At 61.2% G+C, this 16,819-nt stretch carries 16 protein-coding genes; 3 read left to right on the top strand and 13 right to left on the bottom strand.

Annotation, left to right across the window (positions count from 1 at the left end; translation table 11 throughout):
• The first annotated feature begins 150 nt into the window (after nucleotides 1-150).
• Entirely contained in the window at nucleotides 151-981 is an 831-nt protein-coding gene (locus tag ACE3TH_RS13410; protein ID WP_374600425.1) for a 2OG-Fe(II) oxygenase, read from the top strand.
• Here the strand turns inward: ACE3TH_RS13410 and ACE3TH_RS13405 are convergent.
• The 3 genes from ACE3TH_RS13405 to ACE3TH_RS13395 are packed head-to-tail and all read right to left on the bottom strand — an operon-like array spanning nucleotide 965 to nucleotide 4,400.
• Entirely contained in the window at nucleotides 965-2,419 is a 1,455-nt protein-coding gene (locus ACE3TH_RS13405; RefSeq protein ID WP_374600423.1) for a hypothetical protein, read from the bottom strand. The two genes, ACE3TH_RS13410 and ACE3TH_RS13405, sit on opposite strands and share 17 nt — an antisense overlap.
• Nucleotides 2,416-3,363, bottom strand: a complete 948-nt coding sequence (locus tag ACE3TH_RS13400) for an NAD-dependent epimerase/dehydratase family protein (protein WP_374600421.1) — start codon at nucleotides 3,361-3,363, stop codon at nucleotides 2,416-2,418. The genes ACE3TH_RS13405 and ACE3TH_RS13400 overlap by 4 nt, the downstream gene beginning before the upstream one ends.
• Entirely contained in the window at nucleotides 3,360-4,400 is a 1,041-nt protein-coding gene (locus ACE3TH_RS13395; protein ID WP_374600419.1) for a lipopolysaccharide biosynthesis protein, read from the bottom strand. Before ACE3TH_RS13395 ends, ACE3TH_RS13400 begins: the two co-directional genes overlap by 4 nt.
• Here ACE3TH_RS13395 and ACE3TH_RS13390 point away from each other — a divergent pair.
• A complete protein-coding gene (locus ACE3TH_RS13390) occupies nucleotides 4,389-4,616 on the top strand; it encodes a hypothetical protein (RefSeq protein ID WP_374600417.1) in 228 nt (75 codons plus the stop codon). The two genes, ACE3TH_RS13395 and ACE3TH_RS13390, sit on opposite strands and share 12 nt — an antisense overlap.
• A 14-nt stretch (nucleotides 4,617-4,630) precedes the next feature.
• On the opposite strand, the gene ACE3TH_RS13385 is transcribed toward ACE3TH_RS13390, so the two are convergent.
• The 10 genes from ACE3TH_RS13385 to gmd are packed head-to-tail and all read right to left on the bottom strand — an operon-like array spanning nucleotide 4,631 to nucleotide 13,217.
• Complete coding sequence (locus ACE3TH_RS13385) at nucleotides 4,631-5,446, bottom strand: SDR family oxidoreductase (protein ID WP_374600416.1); 816 nt, start codon at nucleotides 5,444-5,446, stop codon at nucleotides 4,631-4,633.
• Entirely contained in the window at nucleotides 5,446-6,846 is a 1,401-nt protein-coding gene (locus ACE3TH_RS13380; protein WP_374600414.1) for a glutamate-1-semialdehyde 2,1-aminomutase, read from the bottom strand. The genes ACE3TH_RS13385 and ACE3TH_RS13380 overlap by 1 nt, the downstream gene beginning before the upstream one ends.
• Nucleotides 6,847-6,855: 9 nt before the next feature.
• Nucleotides 6,856-7,521, bottom strand: a complete 666-nt coding sequence (locus ACE3TH_RS13375; protein WP_374600412.1) for a hypothetical protein — start codon at nucleotides 7,519-7,521, stop codon at nucleotides 6,856-6,858.
• The gene (gene hisF / locus ACE3TH_RS13370; RefSeq protein ID WP_374600410.1) at nucleotides 7,518-8,294 is read right to left on the bottom strand and encodes an imidazole glycerol phosphate synthase subunit HisF; all 777 of its coding nucleotides are present in this window, start codon (nucleotides 8,292-8,294) and stop codon (nucleotides 7,518-7,520) included. Before hisF ends, ACE3TH_RS13375 begins: the two co-directional genes overlap by 4 nt.
• A complete protein-coding gene (hisH, locus tag ACE3TH_RS13365) occupies nucleotides 8,294-8,917 on the bottom strand; it encodes an imidazole glycerol phosphate synthase subunit HisH (RefSeq protein ID WP_374600408.1) in 624 nt (207 codons plus the stop codon). The genes hisF and hisH overlap by 1 nt, the downstream gene beginning before the upstream one ends.
• Before the next feature lie 11 nt (nucleotides 8,918-8,928).
• Nucleotides 8,929-10,104: an N-acetyl sugar amidotransferase gene (locus tag ACE3TH_RS13360; RefSeq protein ID WP_374600406.1), complete on the bottom strand. Its 1,176-nt coding sequence runs from the start codon at nucleotides 10,102-10,104 to the stop codon at nucleotides 8,929-8,931.
• A 2-nt stretch (nucleotides 10,105-10,106) separates the two neighbouring features.
• A complete protein-coding gene (locus ACE3TH_RS13355; RefSeq protein WP_374600405.1) occupies nucleotides 10,107-10,856 on the bottom strand; it encodes a cytidylyltransferase domain-containing protein in 750 nt (249 codons plus the stop codon).
• Entirely contained in the window at nucleotides 10,853-11,623 is a 771-nt protein-coding gene (locus tag ACE3TH_RS13350; RefSeq protein ID WP_374600403.1) for a glycosyltransferase family 2 protein, read from the bottom strand. The genes ACE3TH_RS13355 and ACE3TH_RS13350 overlap by 4 nt, the downstream gene beginning before the upstream one ends.
• A 2-nt stretch (nucleotides 11,624-11,625) precedes the next feature.
• On the bottom strand, nucleotides 11,626-12,099 hold the full coding sequence (locus ACE3TH_RS13345) for a dTDP-4-dehydrorhamnose 3,5-epimerase family protein (RefSeq protein ID WP_374600401.1): 474 nt from the start codon (nucleotides 12,097-12,099) through the stop codon (nucleotides 11,626-11,628).
• Nucleotides 12,100-12,104: 5 nt separating this feature from the next.
• Entirely contained in the window at nucleotides 12,105-13,217 is a 1,113-nt protein-coding gene (gene gmd, locus ACE3TH_RS13340) for a GDP-mannose 4,6-dehydratase (protein WP_374600399.1), read from the bottom strand.
• 217 nt (nucleotides 13,218-13,434) lie between these two features.
• Here gmd and ACE3TH_RS13335 point away from each other — a divergent pair.
• The coding region (locus ACE3TH_RS13335; protein ID WP_374600397.1) for a M10 family metallopeptidase C-terminal domain-containing protein at nucleotides 13,435-16,819 on the top strand (3,385 nt) is incomplete at its 3' end.

The following is a 16,819-nucleotide window of genomic DNA, read 5'->3' as shown; positions in this document are numbered from 1 at the left end:
TGGGGCTCCGTGACAAGTGGCGCAGGCTCTAGCCAATGCCGCTGAAGCGGGTCAAGTTCAAGGCACTGCTAAGGCGCTCGTCATTGGGGGGGGAGGTGTGCTTTACCGACGACCCAACCCGCCCATTTTCGTGGGCGTTAGGAGATAGATATGAATCGCGAAGACCTGATCGACATTGTCATTTCGCGCCTCGATAGGTCCGTTTCGGATCAGTGGGCCACACCCGTGGCGGGAACGGCCACGCGCTGCGCCATTGTGGACGATTTACTGCCGGCCTCCGTTGCACATCAGATTTTCGACGCCTTTCCGAAGGACGCCGAAGGCTTCCGCACCTTGAAATCGTTCCGCGAACACAAGCGCCAAGCCTTCGACCTAAGTGGATTTCCGCCGATTTTGACGGAAATAACCTATGCTCTGCAGGACCGGCGCGTCGTAGACCGGGTGGGTGAGTTGACCGGCATTGCTGATCTCGATGGCGACCCGACTCTCTATGCTGGCGGCCTGTCCATGATGTTTCCCGGTCAGTTTCTCAACCCCCACGTTGACAACAGTCACGAAGCGAGCAAGTCCAAATATCGGCGTATCAACACACTGTTCTACGTCACGCCCGGCTGGGAAAAAGAGAACGGCGGAAATCTGGAGTTGTGGGACGAAGAGGTGTCGGTGCCGTACACGGTGGTGTCGAAATTCAACCGGCTCGTCTTCATGGAAACGAACCGCAGATCGTGGCATTCCGTCAGCCCAATCGTCGCCGGACCCCCCCGGTGTTGCGTATCCAACTATTATTTTTCGGCTCAGTCGCCCGACGAAAGCGACTACTACCATGTGACGTCATACAACGGACGCCCGGAGCAGCCCGCGCGCCGTTTGTGGAGCAAACTCGACAATACGGCCCGTCAGTTCGCACGCGAAAAGCTGGGCATGAAGCGGGCCGCCGATGCGGGTAACGCCAGGACGACGCCGCCTAAGGCCCAAGCCTGACGTTCAAGGGGGAACCTTCGTGGCCCCCCATGTGGGGGCCCAGGTTGCGGCCGTGCCAGTCTTCACCCTGCGGCCCCATCCGTCGCAGGCGGAGCCCCAGCTCGCGGCCCATCTGGTCGGCTTCGGGATTAGGTCTTTCGTCGCGGAAGCCGAACAGCGACATGAATGGCCCGTTGAAACTGCCGCTCAGTAGATGACTGATAATTCGGGTCTGTCGCTCCTCGATGGACAGGGGCTGTGCGGTTTCCAGCAGCCAATCTGCGACGCTTGCCAGATCTTGCCAGTTCCTAAGCACCAGAAAATCCTGATCGACGACGTAATAGGCCTTTCCGGTCACCGATGCATTGCCCAACAGTGCGGCCTGTAGGCCTAGCGTCCCGGTCGCCGTAACGCTGACACCGCATTCGGCCAACATGGCGTTTCCGCTGATCTCGTAGGGCACCAGAACGACATTGGGGATAGCCTGCAATGCCCGCAAGAATGCCGTCTGACGAAAGCCAAATTGAAGGGGATGATCCTTCACGACGATCTGAAAGCCCGCCTTCGACAGGCGATCAGCCAAATCGATCAGCACGTCTTCCTGCTTGATGAGCCGAAGATCGTCGAGCCAGTAATCGATGGCCGCTTCAGGAAACACTTGAAGGCCTAATAGAACTCGACGGGCCTTGGGAAATGCTTCCAGCTTTTCCTGCCAATCGTGCTCGACCATGTCTACGACCTCCACATCCCGAAGCCGCGCCTTGTGTCCCAACCAAGATTGGGCATCGAGAAAATGTTGGTTCAAGGGGTCACGAAGAGCCCAAGCATAAAGCCTCATGACCACCCCACGAACCCAGAAGCGCAGTTGTGTCAGGTAAAATTTGGTGCGGGTGAATGTCTTCGCCTTCTGCACATAAGCAGGGGCGAATTCGGGGTCCGCGATCTCTGCGACTCTGGCCGCGACCACTTCAGTAGGCGGACTCTGTTGCGACGTGATCAGCATCCCTCGATAGAGCAGCATACTCATGCCGGGCAGCGCGCTCGCCGTCAGCTCAAAATACGAAATGCCTCGGGCGCGGGCCCGACGCTCCAGCATGTCCGTGACATAGTTGTCGATCGGCAAGCTGACGATGGCATCGGGTGCCAGATCGGCCAGCGCCTTGTCCATAGCCTCTGCCATACCCAGCACCATGGCGGTGGCCTTCGCTCGGGGCATCCAGCGTAGCACGCGACAGCGGGCTATGGCGTCGGTGACCTCAGCCTGCGAGACCAGATCCGAGGCCTTATCAGCGCTGGTCTTAAACCGATTATAGGCAGCGTAGAAATCGTCGGTGACCCAGCGGTCGCCGCGTCCACGCTTGTCGGTCATCACCGTCACACGGTCCATGCCCATGTTGCGCCCAACATGGGTCCACCAGGGTTCGGTGCGAAAAATCGCATAGATCAGGACGTGCTTCACTGGTGCTCCTTTACCAGGAACCAGGCCGCCGTCCGGCGCACGCCTTCGGCACTGGGGATGGTCGTCGGGCCATGAACGGCTTCGATGGGGGAGGTGTCGTAAAGATACTCGGTCAGCATGTTCTTCAGGCGCGGCGTTGTGAGGGGCGCAGGCAGGCCGAGGCGGCTGGCCACGTCTCCGGCGACTGCCAGGGCTTTCGCAAGAGGCAGAGGAAGCGTCGCGATGCGTCGACCGAAGGCTGTGGCGAAACCGTCGGCCCAGGCTCGAAGTTCGATCGGGTCGCTGTCGGCCAGATAGAAGGTGCGGCCATGGACAGCCTCGGTCGGGGCTGTCGCAAGACTGCTGAGCTGAGCCGTCAGGTTCTCGATGTAGGAGTAGGATTTGCGAAGTGGCCGACGGCCAATGTGGAAATACAGGCCCCTGCGGATCAGTCCAAACATGCCGGTATAATAAGGGCTCATTCCCGGTCCCCAGATGGTGGTGGAGCGCACGATCACCCATTCGCGGCCAGCGCCGTCGGCACTCCGCACGCGACGTTCTCCCTCGGCCTTCGAATGCCCGTAACCCCCGACGGGGTCGTAGTCTGTATCAGACTCCGGCTGAAGTCCCGGTTGATGTACCAACTGAGACGATGCCCAGATTATCCGCCGCACATGAGGTGACGCGGCCACGGCATTCAGCAGGTTGGTCACACCTTCGGTATTGGCGCGATATCCGTTGACGGCTTGACCCTTGAGGTCGGTCTCCGCCGCCATGTTGAAGACGACTTCAGGCTGGAATTGGTCGAGAGCAGAAACGAGGGTTTCGGGGTCCAGCAGGTCCCCAAGCAGCGTGTCAGGGCGCGCTTGTCGAGACAGGCCACGCACCTCGTGCCCTTGCTGAAACAGATGGTGCATCAAGGCGTGGCCCACAAAGCCACTGGAACCAGTGACCAGTATCTTCATGCGTGTTCGCCCTTGCCCACGTGACCGTTCAGCCTTGGGAGGACGCTCCAGTTCAAGAGCGCGTACAGTCCGCTGGTGACGACCATTGCCCAGGCTGCGCCCCACAAACCGTAGAGATGGGTCAGCCCCATCAGCAGAGCACCGCCCGTCGCAAATGCGACAGCCTGTCGGTGAAGCACCCAGCGTTCCAGATGCTTGGCATTCATGATCAGGGCCGCAAAATCAGCTGCTCCGCGCAGCACAAAGCCCAAAAGCATGACTGCTACGAGCGCCATATCGACCTGAAACCGCGCTGACCAATCTCCTTGCGTCAGTTGATCGGCCAGCCACAATGCCGCAAGCAACATCGGCGTCGCTATCAAGGTGAGGCGATATTCCTTGAGCACCCGCCTCGCCAGCGACTGAGTTGTCTCGGTCTTTGCTGCGGCGAAAACGCTCGGCGTGATCCGGTTGAACGAGGTGATGTTGAAAATTTGATAGGCCAGTGAGACCAGCAGGGCATGGCGAAAGTAACGCCCGGTCTGATCGAGCGTGAGAAGCCCCCCGACTGCGAGGCGGTCGAACTGAAGCACCAGAATGGCGATCAGGCCGATCAGGAAGTGCGTCATCGAGGCCCGATGCTGGCCGAAGATATCGGCGGTCAGGCTGAACGGTGTCAGTTTCGGCGCGGCCTTTCGCAGCCGAACGAACATGACGGACAGCACAAGGGTGCACAGGACCGCACCAATGGCCCAGGCTGCGATCACGAAATCCAAGTCGAAGACCGGTCTCATGAACAGCGCTGTGGCAAGCATTGCCACCGCCAGCCCCGCATTCTTCAGTGTTACGACCACGAGCATAGGCGCGTAGCGATGGTTGATCAGGGCATATTGATAGACCTGATTGGACAGATGTTCGCCGACCACGACGACTGTGGCCAAAAGCAGGATCGGCCAGGGTGCATGGGCCCAGAACGATACCGCTGCGATAAAAAGGGGGATCATCAGCGCCCAGTTGAAGGCAAAAAACTTCAGGGCCTGGGTGACATGGCGATCCATCACGGCGTCCGCCTCGCCGGCCGCGCGGCGCTGGATGTCGATCTGACGCTCGAAGTTGAAGGCAAAGGCAAACAGGCCGACCAGTGTCGCGATCAGGCCAAACTGCCCCGCCTGATCGACGCGCAGGCCATAGGTGGCGGTCAGGACCAGTCCGGCCCGCGCCGCGACGTCCATCAGCTTCACGCCGACCAGAAGGAGATCGCGATGCCTCTGTGACACTGCGGCGGTGGTCACCAGGCGGTCCATCCGCCGTCGACGGCCAGCACCTGGCCTGTCACATAGCTGGAGGCCTCGCTGGCCAGGAACACCAGGGGCGGGCACATTTCTTCAGCCCTCGCCATGCGACCCATCGGGACCCGGGCGGCATAGTTGTCTCCGAACACGCTGTTCTGACCGCTGGAGACCCCCCCAGGCACCAGACAGTTCACCCGGATCCCCTTGTCGGCCCAATGCGTCGCCAGCCATTTGGTCAGCCCGACCACCGCCGCCTTGGAGGCGGAATAGACGGCGGGCGTATTGATGGGGCCGCCCAGATAGTCCGACCCCTCGTAGATGCGGCTGTCGGGGCCGACCAGTCCGTAGATGGAGGCCGTCTGCACGATGCGTCCGCCGCGTCCGGCCTTCAGCATCTCCTTGCCCACGGCCTGGGCCATCAGGAACATGCCGTCGATATTGACGCCCATGACCTCGCGCCAGGTCTCCAGACTGTAGCTTTCGAACGGTTCGAAAAAGGCGCGCACGTCGGCGGTCTTGGTCGCGGCATTGTTGACCAGCACATCGATACGACCGAACCGGGCCATGACGGCTTCTACCGCTGCCTTCACCGAGGCCGCGTCGGAGACGTCGCAGCCAAAGCCCTCGGCGCCTTCGCCGATGTCGCCGGCAACAGCGCGGGCTGCGTCCGCGTTCAGATCCACCAAGGCGACCTGCGCCCCGGCTTCGACCAGGGCGCGGCAGAACAGACGACCGAGAATGCCTGCCCCACCCGTGACCAGGGCGACCTGGCCATCCAGCCGGGCGGCAGCAAATGTCGATACGTCGGTCATCAGTTGTGGGCCCGGAACACCGGCTTGATCGCGGCCCCGTTCAGATGTGCTTCGACCCCGTCGTTGAGGGCGCGCGCATAGACGGTCAGAGCACCGTCGAACGCCTCCAGGGTCAGATCCAGCTCAGCCTGTCCGTGCGCCTGCGACACGGCCAGCCAGGGCATCATCACCCCGTGCTTCAGCATCTCCTGCGCGAACAGCGTACGCATGGGCAGGGAGGGCTGGCCGGAGGCATCGCGCGTGACATAGTTCAGGGCGACAGCGGGCCCTTCCATGAAGACATGATCCTGCACGCCGTGTCGCGTCGCGACCTCGGCCAACCCGGATTTCAGGCGCGCGCCATAGTCCCATAGATGACCCGGCACATCCTCGGCGGCATTGATGCGCGTCGCCTCGACGAAGGCTCCCAGTGCCGGCATTTCAGCACCGTGGGTGGAGGATAACAGGAACGTCCGCTCCATCCCCGGTTCAACGATGGAGCCGACCTGCATGTACTCACGCTTTCCGACCACTGCGGCCAGCGAAAAGCCATTGGCCATCGCCTTGCCATAGGTAGCCAGATCCGCCTCGATCCCGAAGAAGTGCTGTGCGCCCTTCAGGTGCCAGCGAAAGCCGGTGATCATCTCGTCAAGGATGAACAGCGCCCCCTCGGCGTGGGCCAGCGCCTTGACCTGATGAAGGAAGTTGCCCTCGTTCCGCGGGCAGGCCGAACACGGTGTCTGCGGCCACTGCGCTTTGGTCGGGCAGTCGGGGCAGGGGGTAATATGCGTCGCGGGCTCCAGCATGACCGCCGCGATCTGGCCGGGGTACTGGTCGAACAGGGCCTTCAGCGAGTCTATGTCGTTATAGTCGAATACCAGGGTCGTCGCCGCCTGATCCGCCAGTGTGCCCCGCTTGATCGCCGTTACCCCGATGAACCAGTCGTCGAACGAGAAGAACGGATGCTGGCGCGGCACGCACACGTAACGCCTGCCGGTATAGGCTCTGGCAATCTTTACGGCGGCGGTGGTGACGTTGGAGCCGTTCTTGCCGAATTTGACCATTTCCGCACACGGGATCAGGTCGCAGATCAGTTCGGCGGCTTCCAGTTCGATCTCGGTGGCGCGCGTCAGATTCACGCCGTTTTCAATCTGGCGGATCGCGGCGGCATTCACCCGCTCGTCGGCATAGCCGATGGTGACGGCCCGCAAGGCCATGCCGTAGTCCAGGTACTTCGTTCCGTGTGTGTCCCAGACATAGGCCCCCTTGCCACGCGCCAGAACGGGCGGCGCACTGGACGGAAACTGGTCGTCGCCCCGCGAATAGGTGTGGGCTCCACCGGGAATGGCCGCATGCAGCCGTGCGCGCAATGCCGCGAAGTCGGCTTGGGTGTTGGAAGCAGGGTCTGTTGCGGTCGTCATCGGAATTTCTCAGACCCGCCACAGCGGGTAGGGCTCGTCCTGGCGCTTTGTAACGGCAGATTTCGGGTTGCCGATGTAAAGGGTGTTGTCGGGCAGGTCACGGTCCAGAATCAGGGACTCCGAAGCCAGCTGACAGTGGTCACCAATAGTGCAGTGTCCGAGGATGGCCGAACCGGGTCTGAGGGTCAGATGCCGCCCTAGAACAGGATAGACATCGCGATTGGAACCGATCCCGCATCGTTGATAAGCGACAAAGAAGTCGCTGTATCGCCCGCGTCCCAGCACAGTCCCCAATGGATGCACCAGGAGAAAAACGCTCGGCAGTTCGACTTCGTAAAATGCATCCAAGCCATGAAGGGCTTTGTTCAACAGAAACAGCTTCGAACAGATGGAAGTTGGACCGCCTTGGCGATATAGTTCGTTTGCCAGCAGATACAGCCACATGGCGTATTGGTCGCCATTCAGATGGTTAAATACCGTGTTCTCGCCATCGAAGAAGTAGCGGTTATCGATATGGCTAAAGCAATGGTCCAGCCGCGCCAGCGCGACATCGACGGCTGATCGAAGGTCGTCTTTAGCAACCGGGGCCGGGTCAGGAAACATTGCATTCATTTGTGCAGCCGCATAGGCCGCCAGCCCTGCCGCATCCAGACTCGACTTTACCAGTCGCGTCATGAGCGGCTGCCCTTCTGATTGCGCACGTTGACACCGTTGGTCGCCAGATAGGTGCGGACCTTGATCGGGCTGTGATCGGTGAAGATGAACATCGACGAGATGGTGATCGCCGAAGCGCCAGCATCCAGCGCCGCCTTGCAGTCCGCCAGACTGCCCGCGCCTGATGAGGCGATCAGTGGAATGTCCAGCCGGTGTGCCAGCGCGTCGATCATTTCCAGATCATAGCCGTTCATCATGCCGTCGCGGTCGATGGACGACATCAGGATTTCGCCCGCATGGAGGTCCTGCATGCGCAGGGCGAAATCGACCGGGTCGTGCGTCGTCTGCATATTGCCGCCGTGGCCGACGACGCGCTTGCGACCGAACTCGTCGGCCTTGTAGTCAACCGAAACGACGATGCACTGGTCGCCGAACCGGCTGGCGGCCTGGGTGACAAAATCCGGGTCATCGATGGCGGCTGAGTTGATGCTGACCTTGTCCGCACCGCTTTTGAGCAGGCTCTCGATCTGGGCCAGGGTGCGCACGCCGCCACCGGCGGTCAACGGCACGAACACCTCCTCGGCCACCCGCTCGATGATGGAGCGGGCCACGGTACGGCTCTCGGCCGAGGCGTCGATGTCGACAAAGATCAGTTCGTCCACGCCATAGCTGTCATAGACCTTGGCGGTCGAGACGGGGTTCCCCGCCTCGCGCTGATCGTCGTGGAAACGGCGCATCTTCACCAGACGGCCGTTCCGGATCAGGAATTTCGGGATGATCCGTTTCTTCAGCATCAGAATTCGTGCGCCAACCAGTTCTGTAACAGTTGCAGGCCGTTGTCCTGGCTCTTCTCCGGATGGAACTGTGTCGCGGTCAGATTTCCACGCCGCACCGCCGCCGTCACCGTGCCACCGTGATCGGTTGTGGCGATCAGGTCCTGCGGATCCTGGCAGACCATGTGAAAGGAATGCACGAAATAGTAGTCGCTCTCGCCTGAAGGCAGACCTTTGAACAGCCATTCGTCCGGAGAGAACGACACGGCATTCCAGCCGACATGCGGCACCTTTGCTGGTGGCGCAACGTCCAGCGGTAGGATTTCGGCATCCAGCCAGCCCAGGCCCTGGTGGGTGCCATGCTCGTGGCTGACGCGGGCAAACAACTGCATGCCGAGGCAGACCCCCAACACCGGCTTCTTATCTTCCATTGCCAGTCGATCCAGCAAGGCCCGCAGTCCCTCGCGGGCTTCGATCGCCTTCATTGCGTCTCCGAAAGCTCCGACGCCTGGCAGGACCAGTCGGTCGGCCGCCTCCAGTTCGTCGAAGTCAGCCGTCACCACCGCATCCTCGCCGATGTATTCGAAGGCGTTCATCAGCGAGCGAACGTTGCCCATACCGTAGTCGATGATGGCGATGGTCATCCCTTGCGTCCCTACTCGACCTTGGCTTTTGGCGGGCCGACCGGGATGTGGCTCAGGTCCGTGCGGTCCCACTTGTCGAAGTCGGGCAGGACGGGCCCCGTTTCCATGTTCTTGCGGTCGAACTTCCAGGGATGGACCTGGTGGGGCTCCAGATAGGCGTAGAACTCGTCCTCGGTCATCTGGATCTGCTCAAGGAACCAGTCCATCGAGGCCGGGCGCTTGCCGTCATACTTGGCCTCGATCTCCAATGCCTCCTCGCGGGTCTTGCGACCGTTGCGGATGTCGATCGAAAGCAGGTGATTGGCCCGGCCATAGCCACGCTTCACGAACTTGGAATAGTCGCGCATGCCCTGGAAGGTGCATTCGACCTTTTCATAGTCGTACTCGGGCGGGACGCCTTCGACCTCCTGACCTTTCCAGCCCAGCTCCTTCTCGATCAGGGCGACGTTCGCCTTGGTGTCCCACTCGATATAGTTGCCCAGGCAGATCGACTGGACCTTCAGTTTGATCAGGTCCTTGCGCTTGGGATAGTCGAACATCCAAAGGTCGCGGCGCTCGACCCGACCCTGCAGGAACTCATACATGTCGTCGGCGGTGATGCCCTGGTTCATCAGGCGATTGAACCGCTTTTCGTCGACCTCCTCCATCTCCTCGAAGGTGTACCAGCTGTGGTATTCGGCGGTGCTCTCACCCCAGAACAGCAGCGGGACCTCGAAGCGGACGGCCATGTGCATGACGCCGGAATAGATGCCGGTGTGGCAATGCCAGCAGAAGTCGCCGCGTCGCTTGAAGCTCTCCAGCATCAGCTCGCGCACGACGTGGAAGTTCGGCGTAAACTCGACCACGTCGCAGCCCAGCTGCTTGAAGACCGAGGTGTTCAGCTCGTCGATCTTGGGCCGATAGCCCCAGTGATTGTAGCGTACCACCAGCGGCTTCAGCTTCAGAACCTTGATGATGTAGTAGAGCTGAAAAACCGAGTCCTTGCCGCCGGAATAGGGCACGATGCAGTCGTACAGTCCCTTGCCCTTGTGAGCCGCCACGATCTCATCCAGCTGGCGCTGGCGGTCGGCCCAGTCGATCTTGTCCTGCTTGAACTCGACCTGACGGCAGACCGAGCAGACGCCCTCCTCATCGTAGGTGATGGTGTCGACGGTTTCGGGGGTCAGGCAGCGGGTGCACTTACGCATGATCATTCCACTTCGGGCGGGGAGGCCCGATCCAGTTGTTCCAGCATGTCGCGGTGGGTGGCGACGGCTTCGACGCAGATGAAGTCGACCAGATCGTCGATCTCCTGCGCCTTGTAACGCGCGCTTTCATAGCCCAGCGTGCGCCCGTGGCAAAAGCTCTGCTCGCGGCGAAGACCTTCCACGGAGGAGATGTAGAGCGTGCCGTCCAGCACAAACAGGGGCTCGATATCCTGACGGCGTGGCATTTCGGCGAATGACGCGCTGGCGTAGGGCGTGATGGCTCCATCGCTAGAGCGTCGCACGGCAAAGGCCGGGTGGGTGGCCTCCAACTTCGATACGCCCACGATGGCGTCGGCTCCGCCTTCGGTCATCTGGCGCAGCGCGGCATCGACGTCCGATGCTTCCGTCAGGGGCGAGGTCGGCTCCAGCAACACGACGATGTCATAGGAATCGCCGTCAGCTTCAAGCGTGTCGAGCGCATGCAGGATGAAGCCCAGGCTAGGTGCCGCGTCGCTGGCCAACCCCTCGGGACGCAGGAAGGGGGCATCGGCACCGTGCGCCACGGCGATGTCGGCGAAGCCCTGATCATCGGTCGAGATAATGACCCGGTCCACATGAGCCGAGGCCTTCGCCGCTGCGATGGGCCAAGCCAGAAGGGGCTTTCCCGCCAAGGGGCGGATGTTCTTCAGCGGCAATCCCTTGGAGCCCTTGCGCGCGGGGATAATGGCCAGAACCCGCTTGCCGTCGATCATAGTGTCGCCATCCGCCCGCGAAGGCGCTGCTGAAATCTGTCCATGATTTTGTGCAGGGCAAAGCCGACCAACGGATACCGTATGCCCAGGTCGACCTGAGCCTTACGAACCGCCCTGTTCTGACGTATCAGGCTGGCGAAGTTGCCGCCTGTCGCCCCGCCGGAGCGCATGCGAACCATGATTTTGGGCAGGTAGACCCATTTCAGGTCCAGCGTGTGGAAGACCCGCATCATGAACTCGACGTCACCTGCCTGTCGGTACCCCAGATCAAAGACTCCCGCCTGGTTATAAACGCGGCGACGAAGAAATAGGGTCGGATGGGCCGGATGATGGCCGCGCGCGATATTGGCTTTTGTCGGTGGACGAGAGCGCCATACGCGCTCGATCTTGTCGGTATTCACGGGATCCACATAGGTCAGGTCGCCATAGACCACGTCAATCGTCTCGTCCTCGAACGCCGCCATGACATCTGCCAGCACGGTCGGTGAAGCGTAGAAATCATCGGAGTTCAGAAACCCGATCACGTCACCGGTCGAGCGGGCGATGCCCTTGTTGTAGGCGTCGAAAATCCCTCTGTCGGGTTCCGATACCGCCGCAGTGACCCGGCGACCTTCGCGCGCCACGATGGCCATCGTGTCATCCGTCGACGCACCGTCGATGACCAGATATTCGAGATCAGGCAGGGTTTGTTCATTGACCGAGCGAACCGTGTCACCGATCGTCCTGGCGCTGTTCCAGCATGCTGTGATCAGGGATAACCTGGCCATGCTCAGCGGCCTTCTGCAGCGAGAGGCGGGGCTGCACGGTCCTTGTCGGACAATATCACCGTATCGACCCCCAATAGTGCCGGCAGCCGGTCGGCGATGGACCACGCCTTCTCCGACGCTTCATCATAGCCGCCATCGCAGGCATATTCGAACACCGTGTCCTCCAGCGCATAAAACCCGTGAGCATAGTGCGCCGCGATCTGAACCCAGCCATCGCCAGGGGTCAGTGTGGTCGTCCTCAGTTCCAGCGCAGGATCAGCCACGTCCACCACCACGTCGACGATGCTGCCGGATACCACGCGAATGACCTTGGTCTGGGCAGAGGGAGCCAACTGCACATGCAGCCCCCGAAACACGCCCTTCTTAGAGAACGAGCGTTTCAGGACCATGCTGTCGCTTTCGTACAGCACCTCCAGCCAGCCGCGATTGTCTTCTCGGCGATGGGCCGTCTGATCCAGCCGAACGAACGGATCCACGATGATCAGCCCCAGTCCGCGTTCTTCAGCAGGACGGCCTTGCGGGCCGCCAGCAGATCGGCCTCCATCATCTCGTCGACCATGGCCTCAAAGCTGATCTCCGGCTCCCAACCCAGCCTGGCCTTGGCCTTTGCCGGATTGCCCAGCAAAGTCTCGACCTCGGTTGGACGGAAGTAGCGCGGATCGACACGGATGATGGTCGCGCCGACCTTGATCGCCGGGCAGCGGACCTCGGCATGGGCGGGATCGACCGCCTCGACGATGCCGACTTCCTCGACGCCCACGCCTTCCCAGCGAAGGGTCACGCCGATGCGCGCCGCCGACACCTCGACGAACTGGCGCACGCTGTACTGTTTGCCGGTGGCGATAACGTAGTCCTCGGGCTCATCCTGCTGAAGCATCAGCCACTGCATGCGAACATAGTCCTTGGCGTGGCCCCAGTCGCGCAGGGCATCCATATTGCCCAGGTAAAGACAGTCGCTCAGCCCCTGCGCGATCTCACCTAGACCCCGGGTAATCTTGCGGGTCACGAAGGTCTCGCCCCGCCGCTCGCTCTCGTGATTGAACAGGATGCCGTTGCAGGCGAAAATTCCGTAAGCCTCGCGGTAGTTCACGCACATCCAGTAGGCGAACATCTTGGAGACCGCATAGGGGCTGCGCGGATAGAAGGGTGTGGTCTCCGACTGGATCGGTTCCTGGACCAGACCATACAGCTCGGACGTCGAAGCCTGATAGAATTTCGTTTTCTTCTCCAGCCCCAACAGGCGGATCGCTTCCAGCAGCCGCAGCGTACCCAAGGCGTCGACGTCGGCGGTGTATTCCGGCGTCTCGAAGCTGACCGCGACGTGGCTCTGGGCACCCAGGTTGTAGATCTCGTCCGGCTGAACTTCCTGGATGATGCGGACCAGGTTGGAGGTGTCGGTCAGGTCGCCGAAGTGCATCTGAAACCGCACATCGCCCTCGTGCAGGTCCTGATAGATGTGATCCACACGATCGGTGTTGAACAGCGACGAACGACGCTTGATGCCGTGAACGTGATAGCCCTTCTCCAGCAAGAATTCGGCAAGGTAGGAACCGTCCTGGCCGGTGACGCCAGTGATCAGCGCGGTCTTTGTCATAGGGGTCTCCAGCCCAGAAACAGGGCCGCATTACAGGAAAAAGCCAGGCCGACGTCGCCTACGTCCATCGCCAACATCGCGGCCGTGGTCCTATCGCAGGCCGCGGCCCTTTCACAAGGGTGGGTGTATGCGACATCAAACATAGCGCGGTTACGCTTGTCGTAGCCGAAGGTCGCGCTAGTGTGCGGGTAACGCGTTTTCAATCGGGGGACATCCCATGTTCGACACCCTTGCAGCCCAACGTTATGACGCTCTTGATCGCCCCGATTCCGGGGTCAGTTCGGACGAGGGGCGGGCACGCTTCGTCGAGGGCGACGGCCCGGCTATGAATCCCTATTTCGGCGCGATCGCCAGTTATCAGGTCTGCGGCTGTTGCGGCGTCTATCGCGGACCGACGGACGGTACCGATGGCGGACAGGGCGTCATCCTCAATGGTGACGATAGGGGCGGTTTCGGGAGCAATGGCAAGCCGTCCCTGTTCACGGACGATGCCGGCGCTCAGATTACGCGGACCGGCCAGAGCTGGGCCACCGCTCTGGGTACGGCCGCGGTGGTGACCTATGCCTACCGTGCCAGCGCCGCGACCATGCCGAGCGACACCCAGGGCTTCAGCCAATTCAGCGCGGGCCAGATCGCAGCAGCAGAGCTGGCGTTTGCGGCATGGGCCGATGTGGCCAACATCACCTTCAACCGGGTGACGGATGCGGGCAGCGAATATTCCAACAATGCCACCATTGTTCTGGGCAACTACAGCTCCGGCCAGAGCGGTGCCGCGGCCTTTGCCTATCTTCCAGGCGGGCGACCCGGTGCCACTGCAGCCAGTGCCGTCCAGGGCGATGTCTGGATCAATAACTCCCTGTCCTATAACGCCACGCCGGTTCAGCAAGGCTACGGCCAGCTGACGATGTTGCACGAGATCGGCCATGCCATCGGTCTGAGTCATCCTGCGGCCTATAACGCCTCGGCCGGCACCCAGATCACCTATGGTGCGAACGCCACCTATTTCGAGGACTCCCTCCAGTACAGCGTGATGAGCTATTTCTCGGAGCGCGAGACCGGGGCGAACTATCGCGTCGATGGGGTTGGGACTACCCGCTACGCATCTGTCCCGCAGCTTGATGACATCTCCGCGGTTCAGCGCCTCTACGGTGCTAACATGACGACCCGTACGGGCGACACAACTTACGGCTTCAACTCGAACGCTGGTCAGGTCTGGTTCAGCGCGACCAGTTCAACGTCGACCCTTATTTTCGCTGTCTGGGATGCAGGCGGAATCGATACCTTTGACTTCTCCGGTTACACGTCCAACAGCACGATCGATCTCCGCCAGGCTGCGTTCTCAAGCGTGGGCGGCATGGTCGGTAACGTTTCGATCGCCTTGGGAGCCGTTATCGAAAACGCCATCGGCGGTACGGGCAACGATACCATCCGCGGCAACTCCGCGGACAACCGCATCACAGGCGGTGGCGGTAACGACACCATCGATGGCGGACTTGGATCGGACACTGTCGTGTTCTCGGGTGCCAGGTCATCGTACACCATCACATGGAACGGCCAGGTGGGGACGGTCACCGGGCCGGGCGGAACTGTCACGGTCAGAAACGTCGAGTTCCTGGCCTTCTCTGACCAGACGATTGCCGCCACACCCACCGGCGGATTGATTGTGGCGGGTGACATCACCAACGAGACAGTCAACGGCACTGGCCTTGCTGACACTATCGCTGGCCTGGGGGGTGACGACACCCTCAATGGGTTGGATGGGAATGATACGCTCGAGGGCGGTTCCGGGAATGACACCTTGAATGGGGGCCTTGGTGATGACCTCCTGATCGGCGGTCTGGGCAACGATACGCTGAATGGTGGAGGCGGCAGCGATACAGCCGATTACTCCTCTGCAGGTGCTGGAATTGTCGTCAATCTGGTCAACGGGACGGCTTCGGGCGGCGGCGGTAGCGACACGCTTGCGGGTGTCGAGAACGTGACGGGCACAGCATTCGTCGATAATTTGACCGGGGATGCCAATGCCAACGTTCTGCGTGGAGGTGGCGGGTCGGATACCATCAGTGGGGGTGGGGGCGATGACCAACTTTTCGCCGGCGCACCGGGTCAAACCACTACCGCGACTGATCTGATTAAGCCCTCCAGCACGGCGAACGCTACCATCGAAACCGCTGTGTCTCTGACGGGGCGGTTCGATCTGCTTCCCGATGCCAATATTGCGAACTCAACGACGGTCCCCCACGCCACGGTGGTCGCCACCACCCATGGAGGTGTTGAGTATTACGCAGTCACGGTTGCCGCCGGCGACCGGGTCGTTTTCGATATAGATAATGCGTCATTTGACAGCACGCTGAGGCTATTCGATCAGTTCGGCTTCGAGTTGGCGCTGAACGACGATTCCGCGACGGATGGTGGCTCTGAAACCGACTCTGCAATTACACATGTGTTTTCGACTACAGGCACCTTTTACATACAGGTTGCCGAATGGGCCGCAAACTCGGGCGGTTCCTTCACCTCCAAGCCACCTGCTGCCGGCGGAACTTACACACTGCACATTTCAGTTCCCAGCGCCCCCGCGGCCCCAATCGTTTCGGTTGGCTCGACGCTGAATGGCGACGCTGGCGCCGATCGGCTTGAAGGGGGATTAGGGGCGGACACGCTGAACGGCGGTGACGACAACGACATACTGATCGGTGCGGGTGGCGACGACATTATCGATGGCGGGGCCGGAACCGACAGGGCGGTCTTCACTGGCAACAGGGCTGATTACACGATCGGCACGACCAATGGTGTGACAACAATCACCGGAGCCGACGGGTCCGACCGCCTGACCAATGTCGAGCGCCTTCAGTTCGCCAATGGCCTGTTCGACATCAACGGCGCGCCCGTCACCAGCGGCCCGATCAACGGCACATCCGGCAACGATACGCTTGCGGGCACGTCGGACGCTGACGTCATCAACGGTGGCGCGGGCGATGATATCATTACTGGTGGAGCGGGTAACGATACCATCAATGGCGGTGAGGGCATCGATACCGCAGTCTTCTCGGGCAACATCGCGGGGTCGACGGTCACCACGTCAAACGGCGTTACCACCGTCGTTGGCCCCGACGGTACAGACACTTTGACCGGCATTGAGCGCCTGCAGTTCGCCGACGGTACCTTGATCGTTGGCGCTGGAGGCGGCCAGTTTTTTGGCGGCACTTCGAGCAACGACACCACCAACGGCACTGCCTTTGCGGATGAGCTCTTTGGTCAGGGTGGGGACGACATCCTGAATGGCAATGGCGGTGATGACCTCGTCGCCGGTGGAGCTGGTTCGGACACGCTCAACGGCAATGATGGCAACGACCGTCTGGTCGGCGGGGCGGGCAATGACACGCTGATTGGCGGGGCCGGGATCGACACGGCGGACTATTCGTCGGCGGCGGCCGGGGTGACGGCGCAGCTGAACACGGGCGTGGCGTCCAACGATGGCGACGGCGGGACCGACACGTTCAGCGGGATCGAGAACCTGACCGGGTCGGCGTTCAATGACGTGCTGCTGGGCGATGGGGGCTCGAATGTCCTGCGCGGCGGGGCGGGTTATGACGTCCTGATCG

The sequence above is a fragment of the Brevundimonas sp. genome (assembly GCF_041919755.1).
In the GTDB taxonomy this organism is placed as follows: Bacteria; Pseudomonadota; Alphaproteobacteria; order Caulobacterales; family Caulobacteraceae; genus Brevundimonas.
The sequence above is the reverse complement of the archived record's forward strand: the minus strand, read 5'-3'. Positions and strand labels throughout refer to the sequence as shown.

Bases quoted from the DNA above. Each gene is read 5' to 3' on its own strand.
- ACE3TH_RS13410 (WP_374600425.1), top strand. From the start codon at position 151: ATGAATCGCGAAGACCTGATCGACATTGTCATTTCGCGCCTCGATAGG.
- ACE3TH_RS13400 (WP_374600421.1), bottom strand. From the start codon at position 3,363: ATGAAGATACTGGTCACTGGTTCCAGTGGCTTTGTGGGCCACGCCTTG.
- ACE3TH_RS13390 (WP_374600417.1), top strand. From the start codon at position 4,389: ATGGCGATCCATCACGGCGTCCGCCTCGCCGGCCGCGCGGCGCTGGAT.
- ACE3TH_RS13395 (WP_374600419.1), bottom strand. From the start codon at position 4,400: ATGGATCGCCATGTCACCCAGGCCCTGAAGTTTTTTGCCTTCAACTGG.
- ACE3TH_RS13385 (WP_374600416.1), bottom strand. From the start codon at position 5,446: ATGACCGACGTATCGACATTTGCTGCCGCCCGGCTGGATGGCCAGGTC.
- ACE3TH_RS13380 (WP_374600414.1), bottom strand. From the start codon at position 6,846: ATGACGACCGCAACAGACCCTGCTTCCAACACCCAAGCCGACTTCGCG.
- ACE3TH_RS13375 (WP_374600412.1), bottom strand. From the start codon at position 7,521: ATGACGCGACTGGTAAAGTCGAGTCTGGATGCGGCAGGGCTGGCGGCC.
- hisF (WP_374600410.1), bottom strand. From the start codon at position 8,294: ATGCTGAAGAAACGGATCATCCCGAAATTCCTGATCCGGAACGGCCGT.
- hisH (WP_374600408.1), bottom strand. From the start codon at position 8,917: ATGACCATCGCCATCATCGACTACGGTATGGGCAACGTTCGCTCGCTG.
- ACE3TH_RS13360 (WP_374600406.1), bottom strand. From the start codon at position 10,104: ATGCGTAAGTGCACCCGCTGCCTGACCCCCGAAACCGTCGACACCATC.
- ACE3TH_RS13355 (WP_374600405.1), bottom strand. From the start codon at position 10,856: ATGATCGACGGCAAGCGGGTTCTGGCCATTATCCCCGCGCGCAAGGGC.
- ACE3TH_RS13350 (WP_374600403.1), bottom strand. From the start codon at position 11,623: ATGGCCAGGTTATCCCTGATCACAGCATGCTGGAACAGCGCCAGGACG.
- gmd (WP_374600399.1), bottom strand. From the start codon at position 13,217: ATGACAAAGACCGCGCTGATCACTGGCGTCACCGGCCAGGACGGTTCC.